The sequence below is a fragment of the Paraburkholderia madseniana genome (assembly GCF_009690905.1).
Classification (GTDB): domain Bacteria; phylum Pseudomonadota; class Gammaproteobacteria; order Burkholderiales; family Burkholderiaceae; genus Paraburkholderia; species Paraburkholderia madseniana.
Map to the genome: position 1 here is coordinate 19,353 of NZ_VOSW01000050.1, position 25,340 is coordinate 44,692.

A 25,340-nucleotide genomic window follows, 5' to 3' on the forward strand; every position below is an offset into this window, starting at 1 on the left:
GCTAGCTGCCGGCGGATTTTCTCTTCTTCGCTTCGAGTCGGCGCGATAGGTCGGTGAGCAGCCACTTCGCCACGACTTCAGGTCCGTTCATCCCGCAATCGGCAAACTTGATTTCGTTCTCGTAGTAGACGATGACCGTACCGCTCATAACGCGATACCGGCCGCGATAGCGCGACCCGTTCAGTTCGATTTCAATTTCTCTGGTCGTTTCATAGTTGTCGGCCATCAATCACTGCTCTGCGGTATCTCTGATTTAACAAAAGGTACCGAACCGGATTGTCTTCGTCAACGACAGGCAAACCCGGGAATGCCGGGACCCTGAACATCCCTTCCAGTACGTGATATCGCCGCTGGGTATCGTGCGGCAATTTGATGAGCTTTGTGGCGGCCGCCTAGTGTAGGTCTCGCGAAACACCGCGCAGATTTTCACGAACGCGTTTGGAGACCAGGACGGTCAGGTAATCCAGGATTCGCGCACCGTCGCTGTATTCGGCCCATGTGTCTGCATACATCTTCGACACTGTCTCGGTGGACGTATTGGTGTCAGAGGCAATCGCCTTGACGACATCTTCAACGTTGGGGTGGGCCATGTTTCTCTCCTGGCGTTGAACGAGATGGGAACGGCGACTGCGGACGGCTCGATTAGACGCTGTTGTCGACTCGTATGCAAATTGAATCGACCTATCGCGCCGGCGCGCGGCAGTCTTCTTTTTGTCTGCATTGGTTCGTATGTGTTGGCCGTGGTGTGCTTACTCCACAGCTCTGTGCACGACATGCTTCACCCGTTAAATGCATGCGTCGAGCGCGCACTGCACAATTCCAATCGTTTCAGCGACTTGGCCGGCTTGCTCGCGAATTGTCCACAGCCTTGCAAACAGATTGTGTGGACAACTCGACGACCCTGCGCGCAGGGTGGCACCGCACTTGCCGGTGAACGCGGCTCTGAGACTGCAGTCCCGGGGCGATGCTTTCGCGAAGCCACTAGGCGCGCAATCTCGCCTCCGCGAGCGTGGTCGATGGTCTCTGGGACGCCTTCGGAGGTGATACTGCAAAGCTGATGGGAGCGGGCGCCCGACACCAAGCGTGCGCTCCGTCCTGCGTATTCCACGCAAACCGAACAGCCGTTCCGCGGCAAACCGAGCAAGCATTCCACGCGAAACCGAGCGGGCATTCCACAGCAAAGCGAGCGCGGTGGACATGGCGACGCGGGGTGAGCTTTTTTACTCCTTGTCGCCGTCGGTGGTCAAACCATTTCGGCGCTTGCGCATTGATTCGCCCGAGAGCGTGAAGCGATGCGCGTTGTGAACCAGCCGGTCGAGAATCGCATCAGCGAGTGTCGGATCTCCGATGGCAGCATGCCAGCTGTCGACTGGAATCTGACTGGTGACGATCACCGAACGCCGGCCGTGCCGGTCGTCGAGCACCTCCAGCAGATCACGCCGCGCCGCATCTGACAGCGGTGCCATGGCCAGGTCATCCATGACGAGGATGTCGGTCTTGGCCCACTCTGCGAGCAGCTTCGCGTAGCACCCGCTACCGTGCGCGATGGCCATCTCCTCGTTGAACTTCGGCATGCGCAGATAGCGGGCCGAGAAGCCCTGGCGACACGCCTGGTTCACCAGCGCGCATGCAAGCCAGCTTTTACCTAGCCCGGTTGGCGCCACCAGAATCACGTTCTGGTGCGCCCGTATCCATTCGCCGGCGAGCACCCGGGCGAGCAGCGCCCGATCCAGTCCGCGGGGCTCGCGGTAGTTGATGTCTTCGGGTACCGCGTCAGGGAAACGCAGCTTAGCGCGGCGCAGTCGCGCCGTGAGCAGGCGCGACTGGCGTTCGCTTGCTTCCCGTTCGACGAGCAGCCCCAGGCGCTCCTCGAAGCCAAGCTGGTCGATGCTGCTCTGGGATTGCTGGTCGGCCAGCGCTGCGGCCATGCCGAACAGCCGCAGTTCGTGCAGCCGCTCGACGGTCGGGTGATGCAGCATGTCTGATCTCCTTCAGTGGTAGTAGGACGGCCCACGCACGTTGGCGTGCGTGAGCGGCAGTTCGGTCTGGATAGCGGCCGCGTCGGCCTTGCTCTCCAGGCCATTCTTCAGCGTCGAGGCGATGAACCGGTAGTTCGGCGCTTTCAGATCAAGGGCACGCTGGCAGGCGGCTTCCAGCCGCGCATGGCCGTAGTCCTTGCCCATGCGCAGCACGCCCAGGCAGGCGCGGTAAGCCTGCTGCGGATGCTGGCGACCGCCAAGCAGGTGTTCGATCACCGCAGCGGTGTGGGGACCAATGTCGATAGCCCAGTTGATCAGCCGCTGCGGATTCCACTCGGTGGTCGCGGCCCGATGATTCGGCGGCATGTGCGCGGCGATCGTGGTGTGGTGGCCGCGGCGCTCGTTCTTCGCGTGCGCGGCAATGCGCTGACCGCGCAGGAAGATCTCGACGGTCGTCTTGGTGTAGCGCACGTCGACCTGCTCGCGGGCGTGGCAGTATGAGACGGAGTAAAAGTGTTCGTCGAGCTCGACGTGGTAATCGATGCCGACGCGAGCAACCTTCCACTGCGCGTACTGGTAAGGCCTTTCTGGAAACGGGCGAAGTGCCGGACGATCAAGTTCCTCAAACGCGCTGCGGCGGCAGCCCGGCAGTTTCTTGAACGGCCTGTTGTTCAGTTCGACGAGCAGCGCGGCGATCGCGCGATTGGCTTCGTCGAGGCTGAACAGCCGCTGGTTGCGCAGCCGTGCCAGAATCCAGCGCTGCGCCAGGAGCACCGATTGCTCGACCTTCGCTTTATCACGGGGCCGACGTTTGCGCGCCGGGATGATTGCCATGGAGTAATGCGCGGCCATCTCGCCATAGGTCCGGTTCAGAATCGGATCGTAGAAATCGGCCTTGTGCACGCCTGACCTCAGGTTGTCGGGGACCAGGATCTCGACACAACCGCCGATGAAATTCAAGGCGCGCACATGCGAGCCGATCCAGTCCTCAAGCTGCTGGGTCCAGGTGACTTCGGCGTATGTATAGTTGGATGCCCCGAGCGTCGCGACGAATAGCTCTGCCTCGCGGATCTCCCCGGTGTGTGGATCGACGATGCCCAGCCTGTTGCCCGAGTAGTCGATGAACAGCTTCTCGCCGGGCGTGTGCGTCTGGCGAAGCGTGACCGGCAAGGCCGCGGCCCATCGTTCGTAATGCTTGCAGAACCAGCTATAGCCGTAGCCTTCGGGCTCCTGAGCCTTGTACTCGTTCCACAGCAGGTCAAGCGTCACGCCTTTCCTGCCGAGCTCGCGATGCACCATCGGCCAATTGGGCGCCGGCCGTGTCCTGCTCGACGACGGCGGCGGCGGGAACAGCAGCGCATCCAGCGCTGCCTCCTCCATTGACATCACCTTCTCGAAGTCGAGTTGCGCGCGCCGTACGCGGTCCAGATAGTCCCAGACCGTCGCGCTCGATGCGCCGATCGTCGTCGCGATCTCGCGCTGGCTACGCTGGCACACGAAGCGCAGGCGCAGCACTTCCTTGATTTGACGCATGGATAACCTTTTATTCGACATTCGCTCGCCCGACAAAATCGTCAAGCGTGCCATGGTTATCCCGCGTCGCCGTCTTCCCAGCTTACTGCTCGGTTACGCGTGGAAATCGCGCTCGGGCAGCCGTGGAATCCCTGCTCGGTTTGCCGTGGAATCGGCGCTCGCTTTGCTGTGGAATCCGTGCTCGGTTTGCCGTGGAATCAGCGTTCGGTTTGGCGTGGAATACGCACCTATGAGACGGCCAACCCGCCGTACGTAAGCTGACATCATCTGCTATCCCATTTGTCTGTTAGGCCTCGTCTCGCCGCTCCCGGAATGTGTCACGGGAGCGCTGTGACATCGTCTGGGCAGCCGAGCTCATTTACGCCGTGAAGCGGATGGCTGATGCACCGGCTACCGACTGCGGGCGGCGCCAATAACGCCTTGACTATCAACGGCGGTGCACAGCGACTTCGGTGAATATTCAAAGTACGGCGTTAAGGAGCCAAGAGCCGTCCGACTTGATAAATTCGTATGTGAGACCCTGGCTCTCGCCGCTCTCTGGGCTGTAGTAGACGGCCCTGAAGGTGAACGCATTCAGGGACTTCTGTGTCCACGAATCCGTTCGCAAAATGCTCAAGCAGCGGTTCTTAGGCGCATATCTCATGCTGGTGAACGGGGCTGGAATGTAGCCATTTCCGAGCTGCGCTGACGTATACATGCTGAGAACACGAGAGGCATTCCACTCGTGATAACAGGCTGACTTCGACATCACAGCGACTAGCACCGGCTGAGCGGAGCCGACCATGCCGCGGAGCCCGGCATCCCTTGACGATAGCGATGCACTGATTGCGTCGCGCATCTGCCCTTGCTGCTCCACAGATAGCGAGGGTCCAAAGAAAGACGGTGTGTTCCCTCCCGAGGGAGCCATGGCTTGATTCACTTGCGCCAGACCGTTGTTCAAGCTTTGCAAAGCGGTGCCGGTTTCGGCGCACGCCGTCAACATAAATGCAGCTGCCACTACCGACAGTCGGATACCGATGCTCACATTAACCCTCGTTATTGTTGAAAAAGCGACGACGAAGTTAACGGCAACAACGAGGGATATCTTTAGCTAATTTCGAGGCAAATTTTGAAATCGCCAATTGAGCAGAGGAGGCGCTCCGGGCGGAGTTGAGTAACCGATTGAGTGACGACATAATTGCACCGCGTCGCCGGGGGCGGCGCAGTTGGCCTAAGCAATACGCATAAAAATAGGAATTAGAAAATGAAGAAGTCGATTGTCTTTGCCTTGTCCACAGTTGCATTGCTCGCGGTGTCTGGTTGTGGAAGCAAAAAAGATGCGAGTAAGAGCAACTTCGCTGATGCCATTCAAGATTATCTCAACACGACGAAAGGTGTTTGCGTCGCGTTGCCGAGAAAGGAAGCCCCGTTCGCTCTTGAGAAGAAGGGAGGGTTCTTTTTTGCTCATGAGCCTGAGAAAGCAGCCGCGCTAGTGAACGCCGGTCTTCTTTCAGCAAGCGAGACAGAAGTCCCTTCGGTCTTTCCGAACCAGAAGGTTGCCGCTACGCAGTTCACGCTGACCGATAAGGGTAAGAAGTACCTTGTCAAGGGCGGCTCGGGAAACCTCGGCGGTTTCGACGCTTTCTGCGGCGGCAAATACAAAGTGAAGGAAGTGGAGAACTTCACCGAGCCGGCTGACATGTTTGGCACGAAGATTTCGCAGGTAAACTACACCTACGTCGTGGACGACGCGCCGGACTGGCTGAAGCAATCAACCATTCAGTCGCAGTATCCGAATGCCGCAGCCGGCCTTGGCGAACCGGCTCCCTACAAGGCAGTTTTGGTTGCGACCAATGAAGGGTGGATGCACGAGCGCTTGTTCAAGAGCAAGGGCGGTTGAACAGGCGCGGCATTGAGGTCGCTTCACGAAGAGGCGGCGCCCCTCTGCTACCACTAGGAGCGCTCGTATTCGACAGCCCGTATTCAGTCGCGGCTGGACTTCAACTTCGAAGTTCGGCCGCGTGAGCTACGAACTCGAGAGTTAGATTGCTTCGGATGACGGGGCTCCAGCGCCTCCGGCTGAAAAACTTGCTGGGATGGCGCACGAAAAGCAGCTTGAGTTGCCTGTTGCCGATGCCGAGCACGCCGAGACGCGGATGCATGCCGTCAGATTCACCGGGTATTCGCCTATCAAGTTTCAGGGCTTGCTACCGATATGTCGCATAAACGCGTGATGAGCCTTCGTGCTGACTCCAAGCATGCGAATCGCGACTGGAATCCTCTATGCATACCCACTACGACAACCTCAAGGTGACCCGCGGAGCGCCCGCTGACGTCATTAAGGCCGCATACCGTACGCTTAGCCAGCGATATCATCCAGACAGAAATCCAAGTCCTGATGCAACCCGCGTCATGCGCATCCTGAACGAGGCATACGCCGTCCTCAGCGACCCCGAGCGTCGCGCGGCATACGACCGCGAACTGGAGCAACAGGAAAGGGACGAAGCTCTGCGCCGCACTGGCTCAGATGAGGAAACGCAGACATCGAACGCCAGCAACGACCCCAGCAGTCCGGTGGACGATGAGCCCCCGGTATCGGCCACACCGGCTCAGCCTCCAGCACCGGAATTCGGCACGTCGCTCGCTCGATTTTTTGCTCGGATTTTTGATACATGGTGGGAGTCTATGGTGATTGGACTCGCCATCTCCTATTACTTGAGTAGCAATTCTGCGGCGTTTGTCGAGTGGATAACGGGGCCCGGCAGCGGCAGCCTTTTCGCCATTCTGTGCCTGCCCATTGCCATGATTCTAGACGCCGGCGTCTACAGCGCGGTTGGCAATACCCCTGGAAAGGCACTACTGGGATTGAAGGTCACGACGCTGAACGGAAGCAGACTCTCCTACGCTGAATATTCGCGTCGCAACCTTGCTTTATGGGCTCGGGGACTTGGATGCGGGGTGCCTCTTGTGAACCTCTTCACGATGCGGAACCAGCAGAGGCAGGTAAACTCGAACCGGCAGGCGACATACGACGTGGATACAGGGCACCGTGTGAGAGCCGGGAAGACTGGCGTTGCACGAAAGACCGTGTTCGGGATTTTGTTTCTGGCACTGTTCCTTGGTGTATCCGCAATGCGGGCAACGACTCACCGGCAAGTCCCGAATACCTTGGCGAGCACCAGCACGACGAAGAGCTATGTGTCGGCGCCCTACGTACCACCCACTTCTTGGACCAATCCGCTTACAGGCAACACCGCGACTGTTGATGGCATCTGGACGTCATCGTCGAAAACAACGGCGGACAACCAGAAGGTGTACACGTTTGCCGAGGATAGCGACCGGACCGCTCTATTTTTTGCAGTTGAGGACGAGCCGAACCTTTCTATGGGTGAGTACGTATTGGGTTACCTCAGAACCACGTCGTCTTCCATGAGCCTTTCAGCCCCAGAGTCGGTGGACCACTCCAACGGCACCGAGACCTGGGTCGCTGATGGACACCTGACATCAAAGCCGGATTTGGCCGTTCATGTAGAACTGCGGCATATCGGTCAATCATTCTGGCGCATGGTCATTATTGAATCGCATCCGTACGGAGAGGACGATGCGTTGAAACGACTGAAACAGCAGCTTTGGGGTACCGTATCGAGTGTCTGAGTGCGAGCGGCACCAAACAATTGGAAGGACAGAGACCGGCCTTTCTATAACACCGGTTGGCCGTGTGACCTCTAGCCCAGAACTCAACTACTGCTACGCCGCACGCCATGCACCGCCTACGTCATGGCCTCGAACATCCCGGACTAGATGCTCGACTTTGCCATCAGGGAGATGAATTAGCCGCGCAGACATCGGCTACCGGGCGTTCGGGCAGTAATGATGTCGTGGCTGCGACACTGCTTGCCGGCTTCCCTCAGCAGCCAATGGCCGTTATCGTAGAGCTCCGGACCAGCGCTAGTCGGCTGCCTCGTCGCGACGCCCATCCACCTCGTCCCAACGTCGCACTACCGTTGGGTCCAGCCAATCTGCCGCGCGACGAATCCAGCCGGCGTCAATCACCCCGTCGTTTGAGGACAGTTTTTCGGTTTGGAACTTGTCGGCAAGGTTCCTCAACCGATTTGCCCGCTCAAGTTTAGCCGCCCACTCTTCGACTTGCTTGAGACGCCCCAGCGCCAGTGTTCGTAATTCGGCCTGGCGCCGCTCCTCCGCGGCCTTGGCTTCAGCAATGACTTGGCGCTTAGCGTCGATTTCGGCTTTTACCCGCTGGCGTATCGCAAGCTCACGAAGCCGGACTATGAATGCCACGACTTTGGTTTCAACAGACGCGGTTCGACTGTCGCCAATTTTTGCCAGCTCATAGCTGCTATCGGGCTCGGTCACCGCGATATCAAATTGGCCCGTTGGATGATATTCGTACTGCTGGGTGTAGAAGTTGAGTCCGACCTGTTCATTCTTCTGTCGCTGTTCGCGCGTTAGCGGGATAGGTTCACGCCGGTTTCTTTCGCGAATTTTGAACGACAATTTGAGGTCCAGCACGGAAACGAACGCTCGAGTGGCGCCTTTAGCATCGGCAGAAATAGCGTAGCCTGCGGCCATCACCGATTCGAGCACAAGATTGAGGAGCAGCACCGCGCGCAGGCTGTTGGCGTTTGATGCGTCGACCCACATCAGGCCCGCGCCGTCACACTGGCGCCATCCCGGAGCATCGCGCCCCTTGCCATCAAGCTTCTTCGCGATTCGCTTCGCGAGAGGCAAACAGTCCTCCAGAGATGTCCGCAGGGGAAGGTCTGGTATTGCGGGGCGATGCGGTAAGTCTTCTGCAAGACTTTCACGATATCGGGCATCGAACTCGTCGTCCAACGGCGCAACGTACCTAGAACGGCGATAAGTCGTTGGTCCCTTCGTCGCGCCGAGGGGCGGCCTCTTCACGGCCCGGCCTGCAGCCAGTTTTGCCCAGTAGCCGACCGGCGGGAGCGGCACTTCAAGGTCCAGGCATATTTTCCGAAGTCCAACGTCGGAAATCGCATAGCGTTTCGCCACCTTGGTAACCGGCTCGGTCCACACTTGCTGGTAAAGCTCCTCGCGATGAAAGTCAGTGTATTCCCAACCCATCTTCATACCCCGCAGACTCGAAAAACAAAAACAATGGTCTACCCAAGCGATGAAATCCCGCGTAGACGGACATATACGCTTGGGCTGCGCGTTGACGTCGGCAGGAACAGTGGCGAGTATAAAACCGCCCGCTAGACCGTCCATGCAGGCAGAAATCGATGAAGGCGTTTTTTTGACCAAGGAGTTGCCGGCACCGGCGGAAATTCGCACCTCCCTCGAACTCCTCGGCGTCCTGCTAGCGAACGTTCGAACTGACACCCGCGTGGCCTCGCGACCTTCAGATTTCTGTCGGCGACTTCGAACGGCTCCGCTGTGCGCAGTCGCGGGTCAATGCGCGCAGAGGTTACGGCGAACAGCGCGAGGTGTTGCCGACAGGGGCGTTGGGGCGGGAGCGACACCGAACGTGGGCGAGGCCGACAGAGATTTGGGAGAAATAGCCGCGTAGATTCGGGAGTAGGTTTCCCCTTGGTGTCCGCCTCGTAGACCGAAACTACGGCTTGACTATGTCGGGCAGCCTTTCCCTCACCGCCCCTTCGCGGAAATTTTTATCGCACAAGGGTGCTTGAAATGCCTAATTTCAGTCGATATAAACGACCCACCACGACAACGAGGTGACCGCATGCGCGACTACTACGCAGAATTCGCGGGGCGACTGGAAATGGAGGGTGTCCAGGCGCTGGTATCCAGCCCGGTGATTGTCGACGAGGACACTCGCCATCAGGTGCAGTACGTCCCGTTCGAGTATGTCAATCCGGCTGCGAAGCTCGTCATCGTCGGCATCACGCCGGGCAATACGCAAATCGGGGGAACACTGGCCACCTTCGCCCAGTTGCAGCGCGAGGGCGCCACCCGTGAAGATATACTGCGCACTGTCAAACGCCGGAATTCGTTCGGCGGCGATAGCATGCGGCCCAACCTGCTGAAGATGCTGCGCCACTTCGAGTTCGAGAATCTCCTCGGCATCGACGACGTCGTCGAGCTATGGGGCAAGAGCGATGCTCTGTTTCAGGCGACCTCGGTGGTGCCCAACGCGGCATTCAAGTGGGGCACCAAGCGCGGAGTGAAGGGCTGGCGGATGTTCGCCGGCGGTTTCGACCAGGTGATGAAGTCGCGCATCTACCGGCAGCAATTCGAGGAGGTGTTCCTGCCCTCGGTACAGCGCATGAATACGCACGCGCTCTACGTCGGCCTCGGACCCACGCCGCACGCCGCCTTGCAACATTGCGTCGACGCAGGGCTCATCCGACAGGACCAGTTCCTCGGCAGCTTTCCTCATCCGTCGACGAGCGCTGGCGACCAGGTACCGTTCTTCCTGCGCGAAAAGACGCGCGCGAGCATCACGCCGGGCAATCCGCTTCTGTCGCGCGCGGACTGGCTGGACCAGGCGTACGCGCGCATGAGCGCCACGTCGTCGACATGGCGGAAGCAGGTCGTGTAGGGCGCGCGGCCCCGCGGCGGGGCGCGCCGACGCACTCGGATAGAATCGGGAGCTGCTCGCCGATAGGTGTCCCATGACCAGCAACCGTGCGCTCAAGCCCGTGATATTCCCAGAGACCGCCGCGGAAGGCTACTTCGTGCACGCGCGCTACGGCGACGAGCAGCTGATGAGCCCGGAGGCCGGGACGTTTTATGTCGAACTAGAGACAGCGATTGCGCTGGGCCTTGCCTGGGTCAATGACTGCCACACCATCGACCCGAAAACCCTGCGTGTTTCGTCGGTCTGCCGGCGCAATCGGGACATCATCGCGATGGTCTTCCGGTTTCGCGACGTGCGGCGCTGCGGCGTGCTCATCGCGCGCTCGGGCTTCGAGCCCCCACGCCGCGAGAAGCCTCTGCAACTGCACCAGCGTTGGTGGGAAAAGCTCATGCGCTAGGGCACTCGAGTTCGTGTGCCATTGCTCTGGGACGTCATCGGCTATACGGTTATCGCGTGGAAATGGCGGCTCTGGCACAGACAAACCCAGCTGTGCTCCGAGTAATGAGGGAGGATTCCCCCAGTCGCTGAGAGGGAGAAAGACCCCATTCGGCGGTGGGTCATAAGTAGACGCAGGTTGGACCAACCATCTGTAACGGAAGTGTCCCCGGCATGCGTTGCCGGTGCGGTTGAACTCAGGCGCACTCAGCAGTGCGTCGGAACAACCTGCCCAACTCATCAAACGTACAACGGGTCAGGTCTTCGCTTTCGAAGCCCGCGTGGAGCGCGCGGTCCCATCCATCGTGGGTAAAGACCGTGTCGGACAGCCCTCCCATCAGCAGGTCACAGCTGGCGAGAATATCGAGGAACGCGGCTCCTTGGATATGCCGCACTTCGCGCACCTCACCAGCTTCAGGCGGGCACCCCTCGCTCAGGTCAACGAGAAATGCATCTGCTTCTGCTTGGGACTGGAATATGTCGACGGCGTTGACCGGCCGGTTACTCCCTTCGCGGTACGAGGTGCCACTGACGCTGGATACGCCATGCTCATCCGCAATAACCCACGCATGGCACCCCTCGAATGCGGTAACCAGCGGATGGCGCGACCCCCGCTCGATAACCCAGAACCCGTTCGGACCGCGAGTGTTCAAATGAGGCATCACCACGACCTGAGAGACGCCGAAGCTCATCAACTCATCGAGCGCCGGTGCCGCCCCCAGGATAAATAGCGTGCTTCCATGCGTCATCCGGGTCGATGTGGCCATTGACCACGAAAGGTCAACCGGCCCGAACCGGCGCACAAAAGCCAGCACATAAGGCAGGAGCTTCTTGACGCCCGCACCGACGCGACTGAACCGGGACTGGCGGTAAAGCTCATTTTGCGCGCCGGTTTGCGGCTTCGGCTCAACCAGAGCCGATACCTCGTCGAGCGGGACGAAACGCCACTTCAACTCGTCCCGCGCGAGACTCGCGAGCATCGCCTCAGCCCAAGTCAGGCTGCCAGCGATTTGCTCTAGCCGAAATGGGATGCGGTCGGTCGGCCGGTCGAACCGGGCTACCGATTCGACCGGCTGAATAGCGGCTAGGGCGGCGCGCCAGTCTTTCCCCGCCTGCCAGACCGGTACGGCCTCTTTGAACTCGGCATGTGAACTGTTCTTTTCGGGCTTCCCTGTGTACAGGCTTACCCGCTGGGGATTCCCAATCAGCATGCGCTTCAGGTAACTCCCGTCATACACGGGATTGTCCACTTCCATCACCAGGTCGAGGTCTCCGCATGTCATCGCACCGCGCGCATAGGAACCCGCGACCCACAGCCGCTTTGCCGTAACAGGCCCGGGCAGGTCCTCGAGGTATTTGCTTAGTGGCTTGTCCGACTCAGTGGTCGCGCAGGCATCCAGCCGCTCGCAAATGCGCTCCAGCGTCTTCGTAGCCTGCTCACGCGACATGCGTGACTCAAATGAGGGATATTTCATCCGAAAGAACCTCATAGAAAGCCAAGGTGCCCTTGCCGGCACCCCGTAAAAATAACCCGCAACACATGTTTCCGGGGCCGAATACTTAGCAACGAGCCTTGGCTCCGCATTCGCGCGCGCACTACGACTGGTATCACCTGCGTTCGCTTTAGCGCAATGTCGCCCTCAGTAAAAGAAGCTCTCCCACCGCATCGTAAAGAACATAATCCACGTCAGCACGACTAGGCTCAGTTCGAATCTGCACAGAAAACGTTGGGTTTCTGCACATCGGGCAAATCATGCCAATCCCGTCGCGTTATACCCCTCAAGATGCTCAACATCTCATCCGGAAATCAACATCCAGAAAAGGGAGTGCAATGACAGTAATTGGATAGCCGATTCGCTCTGCCCCTTCTGCGGTAGCCACGAACGGCGCGTCTCCGCGGCCTCAGACCTTGTCATCTCTTGCCTCCAGCGCCTTTCGGCATCTTCCGATGCAGGCTTCAGGTATCGCAACGCCTAGCTCCAGCATTGAAGTTGTTCGGCGACGTTGTTAAGGCGGCGTCACAAGCGTGTACGAATTCGGCGGTAAATGGTCTTCGCGAACTCGCGCGGGTTGTCTGGCCGCCCGTTGTCGATGAAAAACGTGGGCAGCGACCGGTCCTACGTCCCTCGCGTTCCAGCTCGCGAAGCCACCAACTCCGCAAACGATGTATCGAAGTGCGTGTCGTCCAGCAGACTCATTCCCAGCAGACGCTGACGGTCCGCCGCGCTGAGCGAACTCGTCTTTGCGCGCCATAGTCGCCGGAAATCGACCACTTTCTCCGCAACATCCGCATCCAGCTGTCGGAAGATGCGGTGGTCAGTACAAAAAGAGAACGCCGCACCCCATGCGCGGACCGTGTTGGAGACGCGCCAGAGCGTGCTGAGCAGCGTCGGGTCGGAGCCTAACGTCACTGGCTCCGATGTGCCGGTCTTCAGATGTCGTTGACTTGTGAGCGCCTTGTTGCAGAGAGCATCCACCTTGGCTAGCAAGGAGACGCGGGCACGTTTTCCCGGCGAGATGGCCTCCGGAGATACGTCGCAGCCAAGAAAGGAGCATCCCTTCTTGGTTTCCCCCGCCGCTGCCTTTGCCGAGGCCGCGGGACTACCTTTTGTCGGCGGGTCGTAAGCATCAAGTCCAAATCGCTTGAGTTCATGCTTGAGTTGTTTCAAGCCTTTCAAGGCACGACTCCGATTGGGCGCAAAAATTATCAGGTCGTCGATATAGCGACGGCGTCGACGCCGGCCAGGCGGGACTTCTTCTTCGATAGTGTTCACGTGTCCACCTATTTAAGTGGACACGATGCTCCCAAGACCTTCAATGCAACTCAAGATGGGATGACCGGGTGCTTACGAAAAAGGATTCTCATGCAGCGATTCGCGGTCTGCGTTGGTGGCCCATTGGAATTCCGGCATCCGGGGCAGACGGACAGCGGCGACAACATCTAAATAGTCAATGAGTTTGTATATTGCACATTCGCTGCAACACGATAACCAATCCGTGAATGCCAAATCTTGCGGTCGAGCGCAATATGGCCGACCAGCCAATTAACCGCGCCAGTTTGGGGCCCGTATGCCAGTACCACGCGACGAAAGCGCGCCCCGGCGCACTTTGATTAAGCACGGTGTCACGGAATTGCCGTAAATACATGACATCGACGTGATTTGGGTCGCCATATGCAGTTGGCGTGCCAGATAGGACGGGTAAAGGCTGCGTCCACAGATAGTGCGAAACATGTTTGCGGCAGAACCATTCGGCTCGCGCAAGCTCCGAGAGCTCGCCTCTCGAGAACATCATGAATGAACCGCCGTAGAGCGTGCAATTGAGTCCAAAGTGGTTTTCCAGAGGCGAAATCTTGGTTTTCTAGGAGAGGCGAGTCCGCGCCAATCCGTTGTTGTCGAAGAACGCGGTTATCGCCTCTAGCCCAACACAACGGATGTAAGTAGTCCTATTCTTGAAACGCTCCATCGCTTATTCAGCGGCGTCGGAGCACTTAGTTGTTATCGCCCAAACTGGCAGAGGTGCTCCAGAGAACGCTTGCTCCTGGGGCTATCCAGCGTTCAATACGCCGCTGAATCATCTGCCGAACTGCGCCAAAACGGCTTTGTTGAAGTCGCGACCGCCTTTCCAAGGTCGGCGAATCCGAATACACCCAGACTTCCCCTAACCAACAAGCGCAGCTCAGAAAACTTTTAATGTGGCCGTCTTGACCCAATTCCGTTTGCTATCGGACTCTATGCTCGAAATAGGTAGAAAGTTGCGCTGCGGGTCAAAATCGAAGCCAGCGTTCCAGTCGGGCTCGTTGCAGTCGAGTGCGAACGGACATTCCTCCTTTGTCATACGGACGATTCGCTCCAGATTTTCCTCGGGATTGTTCGACACCGGTTCACCTGACTCGTCGCCTCCGACTAGAGCTAACGAATGAAACTGCGATACGGCGTGCCTGTTGGGCTGGCCACGCCACCGCCTCATTCGCCCTCTACAGGTGGCCAGCAAGGGGCTAAGTTTGGCGGGATATGGAGAGAATCTCCATTTGATAGTGGTAATCATCGGGCTCCGGTAATTTAAAAAAACTATCTAAAATTTGCGTCGATAGTTTTTATACAGCCGCTGTGGTGGGGTCTACAGCGTGTAGATTTGAAATTTTCTCCCTCACGCCACGCCACAGTTCGACATGACAATGAAGCGGTCATCTCAGCGGGAGACTCCACAACCCGAAAAATAAGCGTAATCCGGGGGCGCCGTTTCAAGTGGCGACGGAACTTAGCTAAATCGCCCGTCGCGCCTTGCCTCCATAGCTCACCTTCGCGTGCTGGTACCACCGCCCAAACTCGCTGGTCGTTTTCGACACTAGTAATCGGCCGAAATTAGCAAGGGCGCGCGGACGCAGAACGATACGCGTGGGCTATCATTACACCGCATGGATTTTTAGAAGAACACAGCACAGCCTCCCAGCAAGATGCTTTGGGACTATCTGGTTTCCGGTGCTATGTGCCTGCGCCGGTCCTTTCTACACTATCTGGGTCAATTGCGACTTTCGTGGGTGCAAACGGGTCGGGCAAAATGGCTTTGCTTCAAGCCCTTGTCAAATCATTTGGCGTATCTCGAACGGACAGGACTGTCACCCCGGCGATTTTCCACGTGCCCCCTACAAGGCGCCTGACGGCCGCGGTTCGCTTGCGCGCATCTTGACCAAGTTGGCGGCAATATGCAGGCATACGGCTCTTTGAGATTTGAAGACCAAATCGCACCCCTCGTACTGATGCATTAAACGCTCTAATCGCGAAATCGCTGCCTTCGAGAGAGAGGGGCCGCCTACGCGGCAAAAGCGTTGCCTTCAAGAGGGGGGGCCGCCTGCGGCGGCAAAAGCCACGAAATGAGGCTTCTTCAGACTGATTTTTCTTCGCTGAGCGTAATCAAAAGCGCAAAGGATGCCGCAGCAAATCCGGTGAGGGTCGTCCATAGCAAAAGCAATGTCGGGGTGGTATGTCCATACCTCTTAAATCGAGGTGACCACGCCCTTGACCATTCCGCCCAGCAATAGCGCCGCAACAATGCCGAGCAGCGCGTAAAGGCTGAGCGTCTGCAGGCTCGCGCCAAGCACGCCGTTGGCGAAACTGAAATGAAACATCGTTGAAGTCCGCGAGCCAACCGCGCGGACCAGGTGGACCGGAGTTCGCGCGGGCAGTGGCTTGTTTTTATCGTTCGGCCTGTTCAGTGCCTGCGTGTCGCGCAAGGGTCGAAGCAGCCGGCTAAGTGAGGCCGCATGATACCGCGCCCTTACTCATGTCGCATGAAAGCAGAACGTAATGAATGAGTCCTTCAGGCGGCATCTGAAGCGGTGCTTTTTTCTCTCAACGCATGCCCGTTGCGGGCAGCAAAAGAGGCCGGTGTTTGCGTAGTAGTTGGTGTCGTGGTGTCCAACGGCGCACGCCGTGTTTTCAAGCGAAGAATGGGTGCTTCGATCAGGCGCCAGGACAACACGGCCATCGTCAGCGAAATCAGGAACGACGCGACAATTCCGGCAACATGCGCCCACAGCGGCACGGCACCGCCGAAGAACGCCGTGGCGTGGTGGTTGCGGGTCAGGTCCGGAATCAGATTGTGATAGAGATAAAAGCCGTAGCTGATGCGCCCAAAGTTCGTCAGCCAGCCGGTTTCGAGCAGGCCGATCACGGCGGCGTTGCGGCAGCACGCAATTGAACACACCAGTGCCGCGATACAGAGGCCATACAAGGCGCTGACCGTCGTGAAGGCAAGCGAACTGTCCAACTGACTCCACATAGGCTCAGTCGCACAAAAGCCCACCAGGCAAACGCTCAACACGAACAGCGTCATGCCATGCCCGAGCACGATGCGCAAACGGCTCTCTTTTCCGGCGATCATCAAGCCGCCAATCCCGCCCAAGGCCAGTAGCCAGAAGTTGGTCAGCGGATGCGTATAGATCGTAATGTCCTGCCACTGTGCGGCACGCATCGCCAGTAGCGAAACCAGTCCAACCGCGACGATTGCGAGGCACACCGCGCGGTGCCGCCGCGCCGCAACCAGCAGCAATAACGGCGCAAACACGAGATAAAACTGCTCTTCGATCGCGAGGCTCCAGAGATGCGAGTAACGCCCCGGCCAGTAATGCAGCACCGAGCCGATCCAGAAGTTCGACAGATAGGCGAAATGAAACGGCATGCCACTCGCGAGCTCCGGGCTCGCCATCCCGAGCGCCATTAGCACGCACATCACCACCAGCATCAGGTAGTAAATCGGAAAAATGCGCAACGTGCGGCGAAACAGAAAGCGCTTCAGTTCCACACCGAACCGGCTGCCGTTTGTTTCGATGCGAGCGCGTTGCGCGGACAGAATGCCGATGATCAGAAAGCCGCTCAGCGCGAAGAAGATCCACACGCCAAGATGGCCAATTTCGCCGATGTCGCCGAAAAAACGGTGCTGAAAAAAGACCATCAGGACTGCAATCGCGCGCAATCCGTCGAAGCCTGCAATCCTGTTGTTCATGTGGTTATCTTCCAGTGCGAAGGCGGTGCGCAAGGCGCTGCCGTTCAGGGCGAGACTACGATGAAAAAAAGCGAAAAAAATCGCGCATCGCAATCGATGATTTTTTTCAGTGACCTTTACCGATCGTGCTCGTGCTGGATGGTTTGAAAGCCGCAAAACTTGCTGCAAGAGTTTCCACCAACCGGAGCGTGACGAATCAGTATTACGGCATGCCGACATCTGATTTTCAGATTGCCGGCACTCCGAACGTATTTAGGGGGAGGTTGTCAGCGTGTGTCGACGTGGCGCACGGTCTCGCTGGGAACGTTTTATTCTCATGGAGTTCCTACATGGAACTCCCTGTGTATGACCGCTTTTCACGGCGCATTGCACGCACGCGCCATCTTGCGAGAACCAGAATGGACACCCGCCGCGGACGCTCGATCGAAGTGGATTTCTTCCGCGGCGTCGTGTTGATCGTCATCGTGCTGGACCACATTCCCGGTAGCGCGCTGTCGCATCTGATGTTGCACACTTATGCCCTGTGCGACTCGGCGGAAGTGTTCGTGTTCCTCGGCGGCTATGCATCGGCGGCAGCGTTTACAGCGGTACTCGCGGGCCGCGGCGAGAGTGCGGCGAAGATGCGTTTCGTCAGGCGCTGCTGGGAGATCTATCGCGCCTATCTATTGACGGCCGTATTGACGCTGCTGTCCGGCGCCGTCCTCGCGGTATTGCATCTGAACCAGCCGATGGTCGACCTGACCGGCTGGCAGCCGTTCGCGGTTCAACCGCTGCGCGAAGCGTTCGATATTGCCGTGCTGCGGCGTCAGCCGTATTTGTCGAGCGTGCTGCCCATGTACGTGATCTTTGCGCTATTCGTGCCATTCGTGGTGCCGTTGGCGCGCCGGTCGTCGCTCGCGGCGCTGGGCCTGAGCGTGACGATCTGGGCGCTTGCCCGGCCGCTGGCCGCGCTATTCAGCATTGACGACGTGGCCGACTGGGCTTTTAATCCGTTTGCATGGCAACTGATGTTCGTGCTCGGCATTCTGTGCCGGGTGCAACCCGTCAGCGAGCGCTTTCACGCCACCCGCACGGCGCACTGGTTTACACGTGCCGCGGTGGTCGCGGTGCTGGCGTTCGCCATTGTTAAACTCTTTGTGCTGACGCAGCCGCTGCCCGGCGTGAATAAACAGAACCTTTCCGTGGAACGCGTGATCAACTTTCTCGTCATCACCTGGCTCGCCGCGCAGTTCGTGCGCACGGGCAGCATCGCGTGGCTCGCACAGCGGTTGCCGGCCGTGGTGACGGTCGGCCGTACCGGGCTCGTGTGTTTTGTCGGCGGGACGCTGGTGTCGTTGATCGTCGATACGGCAACGCCGCATACGTTCCACGGTTTTCGCGGCACGTTGATCGGACTCGGCGGCGATCTGGTCGCCATCGGTGCGGTGCTGATGATCGCGCGCGGCTGGAACGACTGGAAAGGGCCGCGCTCGCGCGCCGCTGTCAACGGCGCGGGTTACGGATGAGGGCGCGGGTGCGCCATGTCCGCCATGGGCTTTCTACGGGGCGTTCACGCACAGCCGTCACGGTGGCCGGCGCCGTGCTATGCCTGACGAACGCCTCACAGGCATTCGCCGCGCCCAAGGACGCGCCGCTCGACATGCGTTGCGCGGAATTCGCGGGCGCGGTGTTGCCCCCCGAACTGATCGCTTTGCCCACGGCGGGCGCGCAGATCGAAAGTGCGGCGATGGTCGCGGCCACGGCACCCGGCAATCAGCAAGGTGGCGAATATTGCCGTATCACCGGGCGCATCAAGGCGCTCAAGGCCAGCACGCCTGATATTCGCTTCGACCTGAATCTGCCGCGCCGCTGGAACGGCCGCGCGCTGCAGGTCGGCGGCGGGGGTTATAACGGCGTGGTGGTGAGCGGGACGGGTGTGATGCCGTTCTCTCCGGATCGCGCACCGCTCGCGCAAGGCTATGCGACCTTCGGCGACGACTCGGGGCATGTGGGCGATTCATCGCTCGCGGTGTTCGGCCTCGTGGATGAGGCGGTGACGAATTTCGGCTATGCGCATCTGAAGAAAACGCACGACGCCGCGCTCGCGCTGATTGCACGCGCTTATGGCCGGCCGCCGCAGCGGATGTATTTCGCTGGTGGCTCGACGGGCGGCCGCGAAGGCTACACGGTGATGCAGCGCTATCCCGACGACTACGACGGCGTGATCGCCAACTCGCCCGCGCTCAATTTTTCCGGCGTGCGTTTGATGGGCGTGAAGCTCGGTCAGGCGGAATACGCGACGCCCGGCGGTTTCATTCCACCGCTATTGCTCGAACACGTGTATCAACGCACGCTTGCGGTCTGCGATCGGCTCGATGGCGCCGCGGACGGCATCGTCAGCGACGTCGAGGGATGCAAGGAACACGAGGCGGAAATCATCGCCTCGTTGCGCTGCGCCGGACGAGCCCCCTCGCATGACGAGTGCCTCACCGACACACAGCTCTCCACTTTGCTGGTGATGCGCGATGGCCTGTCGTTGCCCTACAAGCTGGCGTGGAATGTTAGCGGCTATAGCGGCTACAACGTCTTTCAGGGCACGCATCTGACCGGCATGCTCGGCCTCGGGCATCAAGCCGGGCGCTTGCCCGTGCCGACCTTCTTCGCCAATGGCTACCTGTTCGCGCAGGGCGACGGCTACATCCGCTACTTCGTGGCCCGCGATGCGGAGTTCGACTCGCTCAGGTTCGACCCGCTTCATCCCGGCAAATATCGCGGCGAGCTCATCGCGCTCTCACAGACGATCGGCGCGATGAACCCCGACCTGGCCCGCTACATTGCGCGGGGCGGCAAGCTCATCACACTGCAAGGCCTCGCCGACGAAGTCATCAGCCCGAACCAGACGATCGCCTACTACGAAGCGCTGATCGATCGATTCGGCATCGACCAGGTCGATGCGTTCATGCGGCTCTACATGGTGCCGGGTTTCCAGCATGGCAGCGGGGTGTTCATCCCCTCGGTGGATCTGCTGGGTGCGCTCGACAATTGGGTGACGCGTGGCGTATCGCCCGAAACGTTGACCGCTACGGATATCGCGGCCGCGACCAACGGGCGCTCGCGTCCGTTGTGTCGTTACCCGCTGTTTCCCCGCTATAGCGGCAAGGGCAATGTGAATCTCGCCAGCAGTTTCGCGTGCGCCGAACCGTGACGGGGTCCGACCTGTCCGGCAAGAGCCCCGGCTGGCCCTGAAAGGCTGACACGCTCGCCGGCGGTATCCGTTCCTCCGAAATCTCGCGGTTGCGCTGCACGCTTTCCCACTTTCAATTACATTGCGGGTGCGGCGGCGTATTCGTCCCGCCCCCTTTTAATCCAATACCGGTGTCTGCCATCGTCGAATCCATGCAGCCTATCGTCTCGGTCACGAATCTGTCGAAAACCTATGCCACGGGTTTTCATGCACTCAAAAACATCAATCTGGCGATCAATCGCGGAGAAATCTTCGCCTTGCTTGGGCCCAATGGAGCGGGCAAAACTACCCTCATCAGCATCATTTGCGGCATTGTCAATGCGAGCGTTGGCAGCGTGATGGTGGACGGCCGCGACATCGCGACGGACTATCGCGGCGCACGCTCGCTGATCGGCCTCGTGCCGCAGGAACTCACCACCGACTCGTTCGAAACCGTCTGGGCGACCGTCTCGTTCAGCCGCGGGCTGTTCGGCAAGCCGAAAAATCCCGCTTACATCGAAAAGATCCTGCGCGATCTGTCGCTGTGGGAAAAACGCGATAACAAGATCATTACGCTGTCAGGCGGCATGAAGCGTCGCGTGCTGATTGCGAAGGCGCTCTCGCACGAACCGCGCGTGCTGTTTCTCGACGAACCCACGGCCGGTGTCGATGTCGAGTTGCGCCGCGATATGTGGAAGCTGGTGCGCTCGCTCACTGCAAGCGGTGTGACGATCATTCTCACCACGCACTACATCGACGAAGCCGAGGAAATGGCTGACCGCATCGGCGTGATCAATGCGGGCGAGATCATGCTGGTGGAAGAGAAGACGGAGTTGATGCGCAAACTCGGCAAGAAGCAGTTGACGCTGCAACTGGAAAGTTCGCTCGACGAGGTGCCGTCGGCGCTGGCCGGATATGGGCTGGATGTCGCCAAAGGTGGCAATGAGTTGATCTACACGTATGAGGGCGACGGCGGGCGTACCGACATCATCGCGCTGCTCAAAGCGCTCGACGATGCCGGCATCCGCTTCAAGGATCTGCATACGACGCAAAGTTCGCTCGAAGACATCTTCGTCAGTCTGCTCCGAGGTAACTCATGAATATCTACGCAATCCGCGCGATCTATAAGTTCGAGATGGCGCGCACCTGGCGCACGCTGATGCAGAGCATCATCGCGCCGGTGATTTCGACTTCGCTTTATTTCGTCGTGTTCGGCGCGGCTATCGGTTCGCGTATCAAGGAAGTGGATGGCATCAGTTACGGCGCGTTCATCGTGCCGGGGCTGATCATGCTTTCGCTGCTGTCGCAAAGCATTTCGAATGCGTCGTTCGGGATTTACTTTCCGCGCTTTACCGGCACGATCTACGAGTTGCTGTCGGCGCCGGTGTCGTATCTCGAGATCGTGGTGAGCTATGTGGGCGCGGCGGCCACCAAATCGATTCTGCTCGGCTTGATCATTCTGGCTACGGCCGGCCTGTTCGTGCCACTGCAGGTGCAGCATCCGTTCTGGATGATTCTGTTTCTGGTGCTCACCGCGGTCACGTTCAGTCTGCTTGGTTTTATTATCGGCATCTGGGCTGATAGCTTCGAGAAGCTGCAACTCGTGCCGCTTCTGATCATCACGCCGCTTACGTTCCTCGGCGGCAGTTTCTATGCGGTCAATATGTTGCCGCCGTTCTGGAAGGTCGTGACGCTGTTCAATCCGATCGTTTATCTGGTCAGCGGTTTTCGCTGGAGCTTCTATGGTCTCGCCGATGTGGATGTCGGTGTCAGCCTCGGGATGACCGCGTTGTTTCTGGCGGTGTTTCTGGTGATCGTTGCCTGGATCTTCAAGACCGGGTACCGGCTCAAGAGCTGACAGCGCTCACGACTCAAGCGCATGCGGCCGGCTCGACATGCGCGCCGGCCGCAGTGCCCTTTCATCCCTCTCTTACGTCACATACCCCTGCGCCACATTGATCAACTGCACGCGATTGCGCACGTTGAACAACTGCCGCAAGCGCCGCAAATGGTAGTCGACGTTATGCGGCGACAGCCCGAGGAAGTAGGCGATTTCCTTGTCGCGCTGTCCCTGCACAACCGCCTTCAGTACTGCATGCTGCAATTCGCTCAACGCGACGCGCTGCTGCTGCTCGGGTGCGATCCCGATCACGCTTTTCGCGTGCGTCCAGATGAATTCATGGATCGTGTGCGCGAACATCAGCGTTTCGGCCACGATCGATTCCGTCATCCAGCGCGGGTTGCCGATCTCCGAGTTGAAGCACAAGCTCGCACTCAGCTCCGGCTCGGGCAGCGGCATCTGCGTGAGAATCCCGCTTTTGCGGCCGTTGGCCTCCAGCATGTCGATCAGCCCGCCGAGCCGCTCGCTGCGCATCTGCGCGCGCGGCAGATCGGCGCGCATGTCGGCGGTGTTCCAGAGGAACGGCATGCCGGTCGGCGACGCCAGCGCGACGCGCGGATCGAGCTCGAAATAACGCTCGCGGAAATAGCGCGTGAGCCATGTCTGCGACTCGTAGCTGGTCAGCACGAACATCGACTTGTGATGCGCGGTGGTGCGCGTGGCCGAATAGCTGAACGAGTCGAAGCCGAGTTGTTTGATGCGCCGCCGCACGAATTCGATGCGGTCCTGCGCACTGCCAAAACGCACCAGCGGACTGATGACGGGCGCTGCACGTCGTGCGGCGGGCGAGGGTGTGCCGATCTCCTCTTCGGTGAAGAGCGTCAGGAAGCCGGTGGGCGATATGCCTGACGCCATGCGGGTTGATGTCCTGGATGCTTCAGCCGCGTGGGCTGTTTTCTCGAGTTGCCGCGTGCCGGCCGGGTAAGCCGGTTGTGCGGTAACCGCTGAGTTGTATGCCGCCGACACGTGGCTGGCTTCGCCTTGCGGCGAACCGGTCAGCCAATGCGGCAACGTATCGCATTCGTGTTCCATGAAACGGTAGCTCCGGCGTTCGAAACGCGTGAAAGACGACAACCTGGATGATTAACTATTTCCAAATATTACGGTAGCCGGTTCCTTGCTATCATTTTTGAGATCTTGCGCTGACCTCTAACCGGCGACTCGGGTGTGGCAGGGTTTGCTCATGTGCATATATGACCTCCCAGAAAGTGACGTGATGGCAAAAATTCCAAAGCTGACAACGACGCTTGCCTACGACCGCTATATGGCGGGCCAGAAACTGGTGTCGAGCGTGGATCGCCCATGGCGGCACCTGGTGCTGCGCTCGTATCTCGAACCCGACGAGCAGGAACTGCTGGAGGCGCCCGGCCTGCAGGACGTCACGCTGATGACGCTCGGCAGCGGCGCCGAACACCTCGAGCGCAACCTCGACGGACGCTGGGAGAGCGCCGACCTGCGTGTGGGCGCCGTCTGGTTCGTGCCGCCCGTGCCGATCTCGTGGCGCTGGCGTTCGATCAGCGATGAGCCGCTGTCGACCGTTCATTTGCACCTGGAGCGCAGCCTGATCGACAGCGTCGCCGACCAGATGGAGCTGGACGGTTCACGCGAGCTGTCGCTGGGCGACGCAATGCAGTTTCACGATCCACTGATCGCCGAGATGCTTGGCGCATTGCATCGCGCCGCGGGCGATCCCGCCGACTCGCGGCTGTATGTCGATGCGCTGGCCCACGCGCTCGCCGCTCATCTGTTGCAACATTACTCGCGCGGCCGTGACGCCGAGGCCGGCCTGCCGCCGCATCCCGAGCGGCTGGTGCCACGCCGCATCCGCCGTGTAACCGATTACATTCGTGCCAATCTTGCCGCCGATCTGGCCATCAGCGAACTGGCCGCGCAGGCCGGGTTAAGCAGCTTTCACTTTGCGCGTGTGTTCCGTCGCGAGACCGGTGAAACACCCCATCAGTTCGTCACGCGCTTGCGTCTCGAGGAAGCCGCGAGGCTGCTGCGCGCCACCGATCAGCCGGTGTTGCAAATCGCGCTTGCGGTTGGTTTCGAGAATGCCAGTCATTTCTCCGTGCAGTTCAAGCGTGGCTACGGCGTAACGCCGCTTGCCTACCGGCTGCGCGGCTGAGCGTCAGGTTGCGCGGCTGGATCGTGCGGGCGGCTCGCCACGATGCGATGCCCGAGCGGCATGCCGACGGTTGACGGCACGCGGGATTCGTCGGTCGCGACACGCTATGCTGCTGTGTAGCGCGGGAACGCCTAGTCGCCGCGTGGCACCGTGTATCGAGGCCGGTCGCGGTGGGTTGTCGAGGGCAAGGTTTGATGAAGCGCCGAAAACGGCAATCACGCACTTTTCGCAGTTTGCTGCGCATTGCGCGGCTTGCAAACTACGAAGTTTCGTGGCGCGATTGAGGATGGACCTGGCATGGATGCACCTCGGTGCTGTTCCGGCCAATTTCGAAGCCGTTGGGTTCCATGCGCGGTGAAGGAAAGAACCGCGTGCAACCATTGTGCCTGCTGGTTTGTGGTCGCCGACGGTGGGGCGCAATGAGCGCGCGGCAGCCTGCGCGATGTGTGGCCGTCGCTGCCACCGGACTAACTGGCCTGACCAGTTGTACGGCAACTGTATCTGTCGAAGCCTTGCACCGGCCGACAGAATGTTGTGCCGACGGCTTGGCCCGAGCCGGCGTCTGACCGACCTCTCCACTCAACCCTTCACACCGGATATCTAGCGATGACCCGACTCCGAATCACCTCCTGCGGCCATGTCTTTACCGCCGAAACGCATCCCGACGCGCCGCAAACGGTGGCCGCCTTTCTGAAGCTTCTGCCGTACCGTCAGAAGATCATTCACGTGCGCTGGAGCGGCGAGGGCTGCTGGGTGCCGCTCGGCGACTTCAAACTCGAAAACGACGGTGTGGCAGTCGGCTTCGAAAATCACACGAGCCATCCGTCGGTGGGCGACATCCTGTTCTATCCGGGCGGCTACAGCGAAACGGAGATCATTCTTGCATATGGCTCGTGCTGCTTCGCAAGCAAGCTGGGTCAGCTCGCGGGCAATCACTTTCTGACCATCGTCGAAGGCAAGGAAAAGCTGCGCGAACTCGGCACCAAGGTGTTGTGGGAAGGTGCGCAAGACGTGCTGTTCGAGAAGATCTGAAGCGGCGGCGGTGCGGGGTACCCGCAGTAGCCGGAGGCGGAGGGTAGGAGAACGCGCGCAACTTG

At 59.5% G+C, this 25,340-nt stretch carries 22 protein-coding genes; 10 read left to right on the forward strand and 12 right to left on the reverse strand.

The window, feature by feature from the left end:
• Position 1 precedes the first annotated feature (1 nt).
• The 5 genes from FSO04_RS24975 to FSO04_RS24995 all read right to left on the reverse strand — a co-directional run bounded on the left by FSO04_RS24975 (position 2) and on the right by FSO04_RS24995 (position 4,536).
• Positions 2–226, reverse strand: coding sequence for a hypothetical protein (locus FSO04_RS24975; RefSeq protein WP_154563513.1), 225 nt, complete (start codon positions 224–226; stop codon positions 2–4).
• A 166-nt stretch (positions 227–392) separates the two neighbouring features.
• Positions 393–590, reverse strand: a complete 198-nt coding sequence (locus tag FSO04_RS24980; RefSeq protein ID WP_154563515.1) for a DUF3562 domain-containing protein — start codon at positions 588–590, stop codon at positions 393–395.
• A 630-nt stretch (positions 591–1,220) separates the two neighbouring features.
• Positions 1,221–1,979, reverse strand: coding sequence for an IS21-like element helper ATPase IstB (gene istB, locus FSO04_RS24985; RefSeq protein WP_154563517.1), 759 nt, complete (start codon positions 1,977–1,979; stop codon positions 1,221–1,223).
• 12 nt (positions 1,980–1,991) lie between these two features.
• Positions 1,992–3,533, reverse strand: coding sequence for an IS21 family transposase (gene istA / locus FSO04_RS24990; RefSeq protein WP_154563605.1), 1,542 nt, complete (start codon positions 3,531–3,533; stop codon positions 1,992–1,994).
• Positions 3,534–3,972: 439 nt separating this feature from the next.
• Positions 3,973–4,536 carry a hypothetical protein gene (locus FSO04_RS24995; protein WP_154563519.1) on the reverse strand — a complete coding sequence of 188 codons (564 nt, stop codon included), beginning with the start codon at positions 4,534–4,536 and terminating at the stop codon, positions 3,973–3,975.
• Between the two features lie 219 nt (positions 4,537–4,755).
• Between FSO04_RS24995 and FSO04_RS25000 the strand changes: the two genes are divergently transcribed.
• Together FSO04_RS25000 and FSO04_RS46450 are read left to right on the forward strand one after the other, a co-directional pair.
• Complete coding sequence (locus FSO04_RS25000) at positions 4,756–5,391, forward strand: hypothetical protein (protein ID WP_154563522.1); 636 nt, start codon at positions 4,756–4,758, stop codon at positions 5,389–5,391.
• A gap of 383 nt (positions 5,392–5,774) precedes the next feature.
• Complete coding sequence (locus tag FSO04_RS46450; RefSeq protein WP_166618242.1) at positions 5,775–7,145, forward strand: DnaJ domain-containing protein; 1,371 nt, start codon at positions 5,775–5,777, stop codon at positions 7,143–7,145.
• 294 nt (positions 7,146–7,439) lie between these two features.
• On the opposite strand, the gene FSO04_RS25010 is transcribed toward FSO04_RS46450, so the two are convergent.
• On the reverse strand, positions 7,440–8,777 hold the full coding sequence (locus FSO04_RS25010; RefSeq protein ID WP_199203063.1) for a hypothetical protein: 1,338 nt from the start codon (positions 8,775–8,777) through the stop codon (positions 7,440–7,442).
• Positions 8,778–9,216: 439 nt separating this feature from the next.
• Between FSO04_RS25010 and FSO04_RS25015 the strand changes: the two genes are divergently transcribed.
• Complete coding sequence (locus FSO04_RS25015) at positions 9,217–10,035, forward strand: hypothetical protein (protein ID WP_154563528.1); 819 nt, start codon at positions 9,217–9,219, stop codon at positions 10,033–10,035.
• A gap of 73 nt (positions 10,036–10,108) precedes the next feature.
• Positions 10,109–10,471, forward strand: coding sequence for a hypothetical protein (locus FSO04_RS25020; RefSeq protein ID WP_154563531.1), 363 nt, complete (start codon positions 10,109–10,111; stop codon positions 10,469–10,471).
• Between the two features lie 235 nt (positions 10,472–10,706).
• Here the strand turns inward: FSO04_RS25020 and FSO04_RS25025 are convergent, their stop codons facing one another.
• The 5 genes from FSO04_RS25025 to FSO04_RS25040 form a co-directional block, all read right to left on the reverse strand.
• A complete protein-coding gene (locus FSO04_RS25025) occupies positions 10,707–11,984 on the reverse strand; it encodes a hypothetical protein (protein ID WP_166618243.1) in 1,278 nt (425 codons plus the stop codon).
• 642 nt (positions 11,985–12,626) lie between these two features.
• Complete coding sequence (locus FSO04_RS25030) at positions 12,627–13,283, reverse strand: RNA-dependent RNA polymerase family protein (protein ID WP_154563537.1); 657 nt, start codon at positions 13,281–13,283, stop codon at positions 12,627–12,629.
• 175 nt (positions 13,284–13,458) lie between these two features.
• On the reverse strand, positions 13,459–13,803 hold the full coding sequence (locus FSO04_RS48780; protein ID WP_414693460.1) for a CFI-box-CTERM domain-containing protein: 345 nt from the start codon (positions 13,801–13,803) through the stop codon (positions 13,459–13,461).
• Positions 13,804–15,505: 1,702 nt separating this feature from the next.
• Positions 15,506–15,637 carry a hypothetical protein gene (locus FSO04_RS48355; protein ID WP_267905046.1) on the reverse strand — a complete coding sequence of 44 codons (132 nt, stop codon included), beginning with the start codon at positions 15,635–15,637 and terminating at the stop codon, positions 15,506–15,508.
• A 191-nt stretch (positions 15,638–15,828) separates the two neighbouring features.
• On the reverse strand, positions 15,829–17,013 hold the full coding sequence (locus tag FSO04_RS25040) for an acyltransferase family protein (RefSeq protein ID WP_154563539.1): 1,185 nt from the start codon (positions 17,011–17,013) through the stop codon (positions 15,829–15,831).
• A gap of 398 nt (positions 17,014–17,411) precedes the next feature.
• On the opposite strand from FSO04_RS25040, the gene FSO04_RS25045 reads away from it, so the two are divergent.
• The 4 genes from FSO04_RS25045 (at position 17,412) to FSO04_RS25060 (ending at position 22,073) form a co-directional block, all read left to right on the forward strand.
• Positions 17,412–18,518: an OpgC domain-containing protein gene (locus tag FSO04_RS25045; protein WP_154563542.1), complete on the forward strand. Its 1,107-nt coding sequence runs from the start codon at positions 17,412–17,414 to the stop codon at positions 18,516–18,518.
• Positions 18,515–20,197, forward strand: coding sequence for a tannase/feruloyl esterase family alpha/beta hydrolase (locus FSO04_RS25050; protein ID WP_154563544.1), 1,683 nt, complete (start codon positions 18,515–18,517; stop codon positions 20,195–20,197). The genes FSO04_RS25045 and FSO04_RS25050 overlap by 4 nt, the downstream gene beginning before the upstream one ends.
• Positions 20,198–20,388: 191 nt before the next feature.
• Positions 20,389–21,315, forward strand: a complete 927-nt coding sequence (locus FSO04_RS25055) for an ABC transporter ATP-binding protein (RefSeq protein ID WP_154563547.1) — start codon at positions 20,389–20,391, stop codon at positions 21,313–21,315.
• Positions 21,312–22,073, forward strand: a complete 762-nt coding sequence (locus FSO04_RS25060) for an ABC transporter permease (protein WP_093633049.1) — start codon at positions 21,312–21,314, stop codon at positions 22,071–22,073. Before FSO04_RS25055 ends, FSO04_RS25060 begins: the two co-directional genes overlap by 4 nt.
• Before the next feature lie 72 nt (positions 22,074–22,145).
• Here the strand turns inward: FSO04_RS25060 and FSO04_RS25065 are convergent, their stop codons facing one another.
• Positions 22,146–23,147, reverse strand: a complete 1,002-nt coding sequence (locus FSO04_RS25065; RefSeq protein ID WP_154563549.1) for a helix-turn-helix transcriptional regulator — start codon at positions 23,145–23,147, stop codon at positions 22,146–22,148.
• Positions 23,148–23,331: 184 nt separating this feature from the next.
• Between FSO04_RS25065 and FSO04_RS25070 the strand changes: the two genes are divergently transcribed.
• Both FSO04_RS25070 and FSO04_RS25075 read left to right on the forward strand, forming a co-directional pair.
• Positions 23,332–24,243, forward strand: a complete 912-nt coding sequence (locus FSO04_RS25070; RefSeq protein WP_154563552.1) for a helix-turn-helix domain-containing protein — start codon at positions 23,332–23,334, stop codon at positions 24,241–24,243.
• Positions 24,244–24,849: 606 nt separating this feature from the next.
• Entirely contained in the window at positions 24,850–25,275 is a 426-nt protein-coding gene (locus FSO04_RS25075; protein ID WP_154563554.1) for a DUF3830 family protein, read from the forward strand.
• Positions 25,276–25,340 lie beyond the last annotated feature (65 nt).

Coding starts and splice junctions, on each gene's coding strand:
- FSO04_RS24975 (WP_154563513.1), bottom strand. CDS start 226: ATGGCCGACAACTATGAAACGACCAGAGAAATTGAAATCGAACTGAAC.
- FSO04_RS24980 (WP_154563515.1), bottom strand. CDS start 590: ATGGCCCACCCCAACGTTGAAGATGTCGTCAAGGCGATTGCCTCTGAC.
- istB (WP_154563517.1), bottom strand. CDS start 1,979: ATGCTGCATCACCCGACCGTCGAGCGGCTGCACGAACTGCGGCTGTTC.
- istA (WP_154563605.1), bottom strand. CDS start 3,533: ATGTCGAATAAAAGGTTATCCATGCGTCAAATCAAGGAAGTGCTGCGC.
- FSO04_RS25000 (WP_154563522.1), top strand. CDS start 4,756: ATGAAGAAGTCGATTGTCTTTGCCTTGTCCACAGTTGCATTGCTCGCG.
- FSO04_RS46450 (WP_166618242.1), top strand. CDS start 5,775: ATGCATACCCACTACGACAACCTCAAGGTGACCCGCGGAGCGCCCGCT.
- FSO04_RS25015 (WP_154563528.1), top strand. CDS start 9,217: ATGCGCGACTACTACGCAGAATTCGCGGGGCGACTGGAAATGGAGGGT.
- FSO04_RS25020 (WP_154563531.1), top strand. CDS start 10,109: ATGACCAGCAACCGTGCGCTCAAGCCCGTGATATTCCCAGAGACCGCC.
- FSO04_RS25025 (WP_166618243.1), bottom strand. CDS start 11,984: ATGAAATATCCCTCATTTGAGTCACGCATGTCGCGTGAGCAGGCTACG.
- FSO04_RS48780 (WP_414693460.1), bottom strand. CDS start 13,803: ATGATGTTCTCGAGAGGCGAGCTCTCGGAGCTTGCGCGAGCCGAATGG.
- FSO04_RS48355 (WP_267905046.1), bottom strand. CDS start 15,637: ATGTTTCATTTCAGTTTCGCCAACGGCGTGCTTGGCGCGAGCCTGCAG.
- FSO04_RS25040 (WP_154563539.1), bottom strand. CDS start 17,013: ATGAACAACAGGATTGCAGGCTTCGACGGATTGCGCGCGATTGCAGTC.
- FSO04_RS25045 (WP_154563542.1), top strand. CDS start 17,412: ATGGACACCCGCCGCGGACGCTCGATCGAAGTGGATTTCTTCCGCGGC.
- FSO04_RS25050 (WP_154563544.1), top strand. CDS start 18,515: ATGAGGGCGCGGGTGCGCCATGTCCGCCATGGGCTTTCTACGGGGCGT.
- FSO04_RS25055 (WP_154563547.1), top strand. CDS start 20,389: ATGCAGCCTATCGTCTCGGTCACGAATCTGTCGAAAACCTATGCCACG.
- FSO04_RS25060 (WP_093633049.1), top strand. CDS start 21,312: ATGAATATCTACGCAATCCGCGCGATCTATAAGTTCGAGATGGCGCGC.
- FSO04_RS25065 (WP_154563549.1), bottom strand. CDS start 23,147: ATGGAACACGAATGCGATACGTTGCCGCATTGGCTGACCGGTTCGCCG.
- FSO04_RS25070 (WP_154563552.1), top strand. CDS start 23,332: ATGGCAAAAATTCCAAAGCTGACAACGACGCTTGCCTACGACCGCTAT.
- FSO04_RS25075 (WP_154563554.1), top strand. CDS start 24,850: ATGACCCGACTCCGAATCACCTCCTGCGGCCATGTCTTTACCGCCGAA.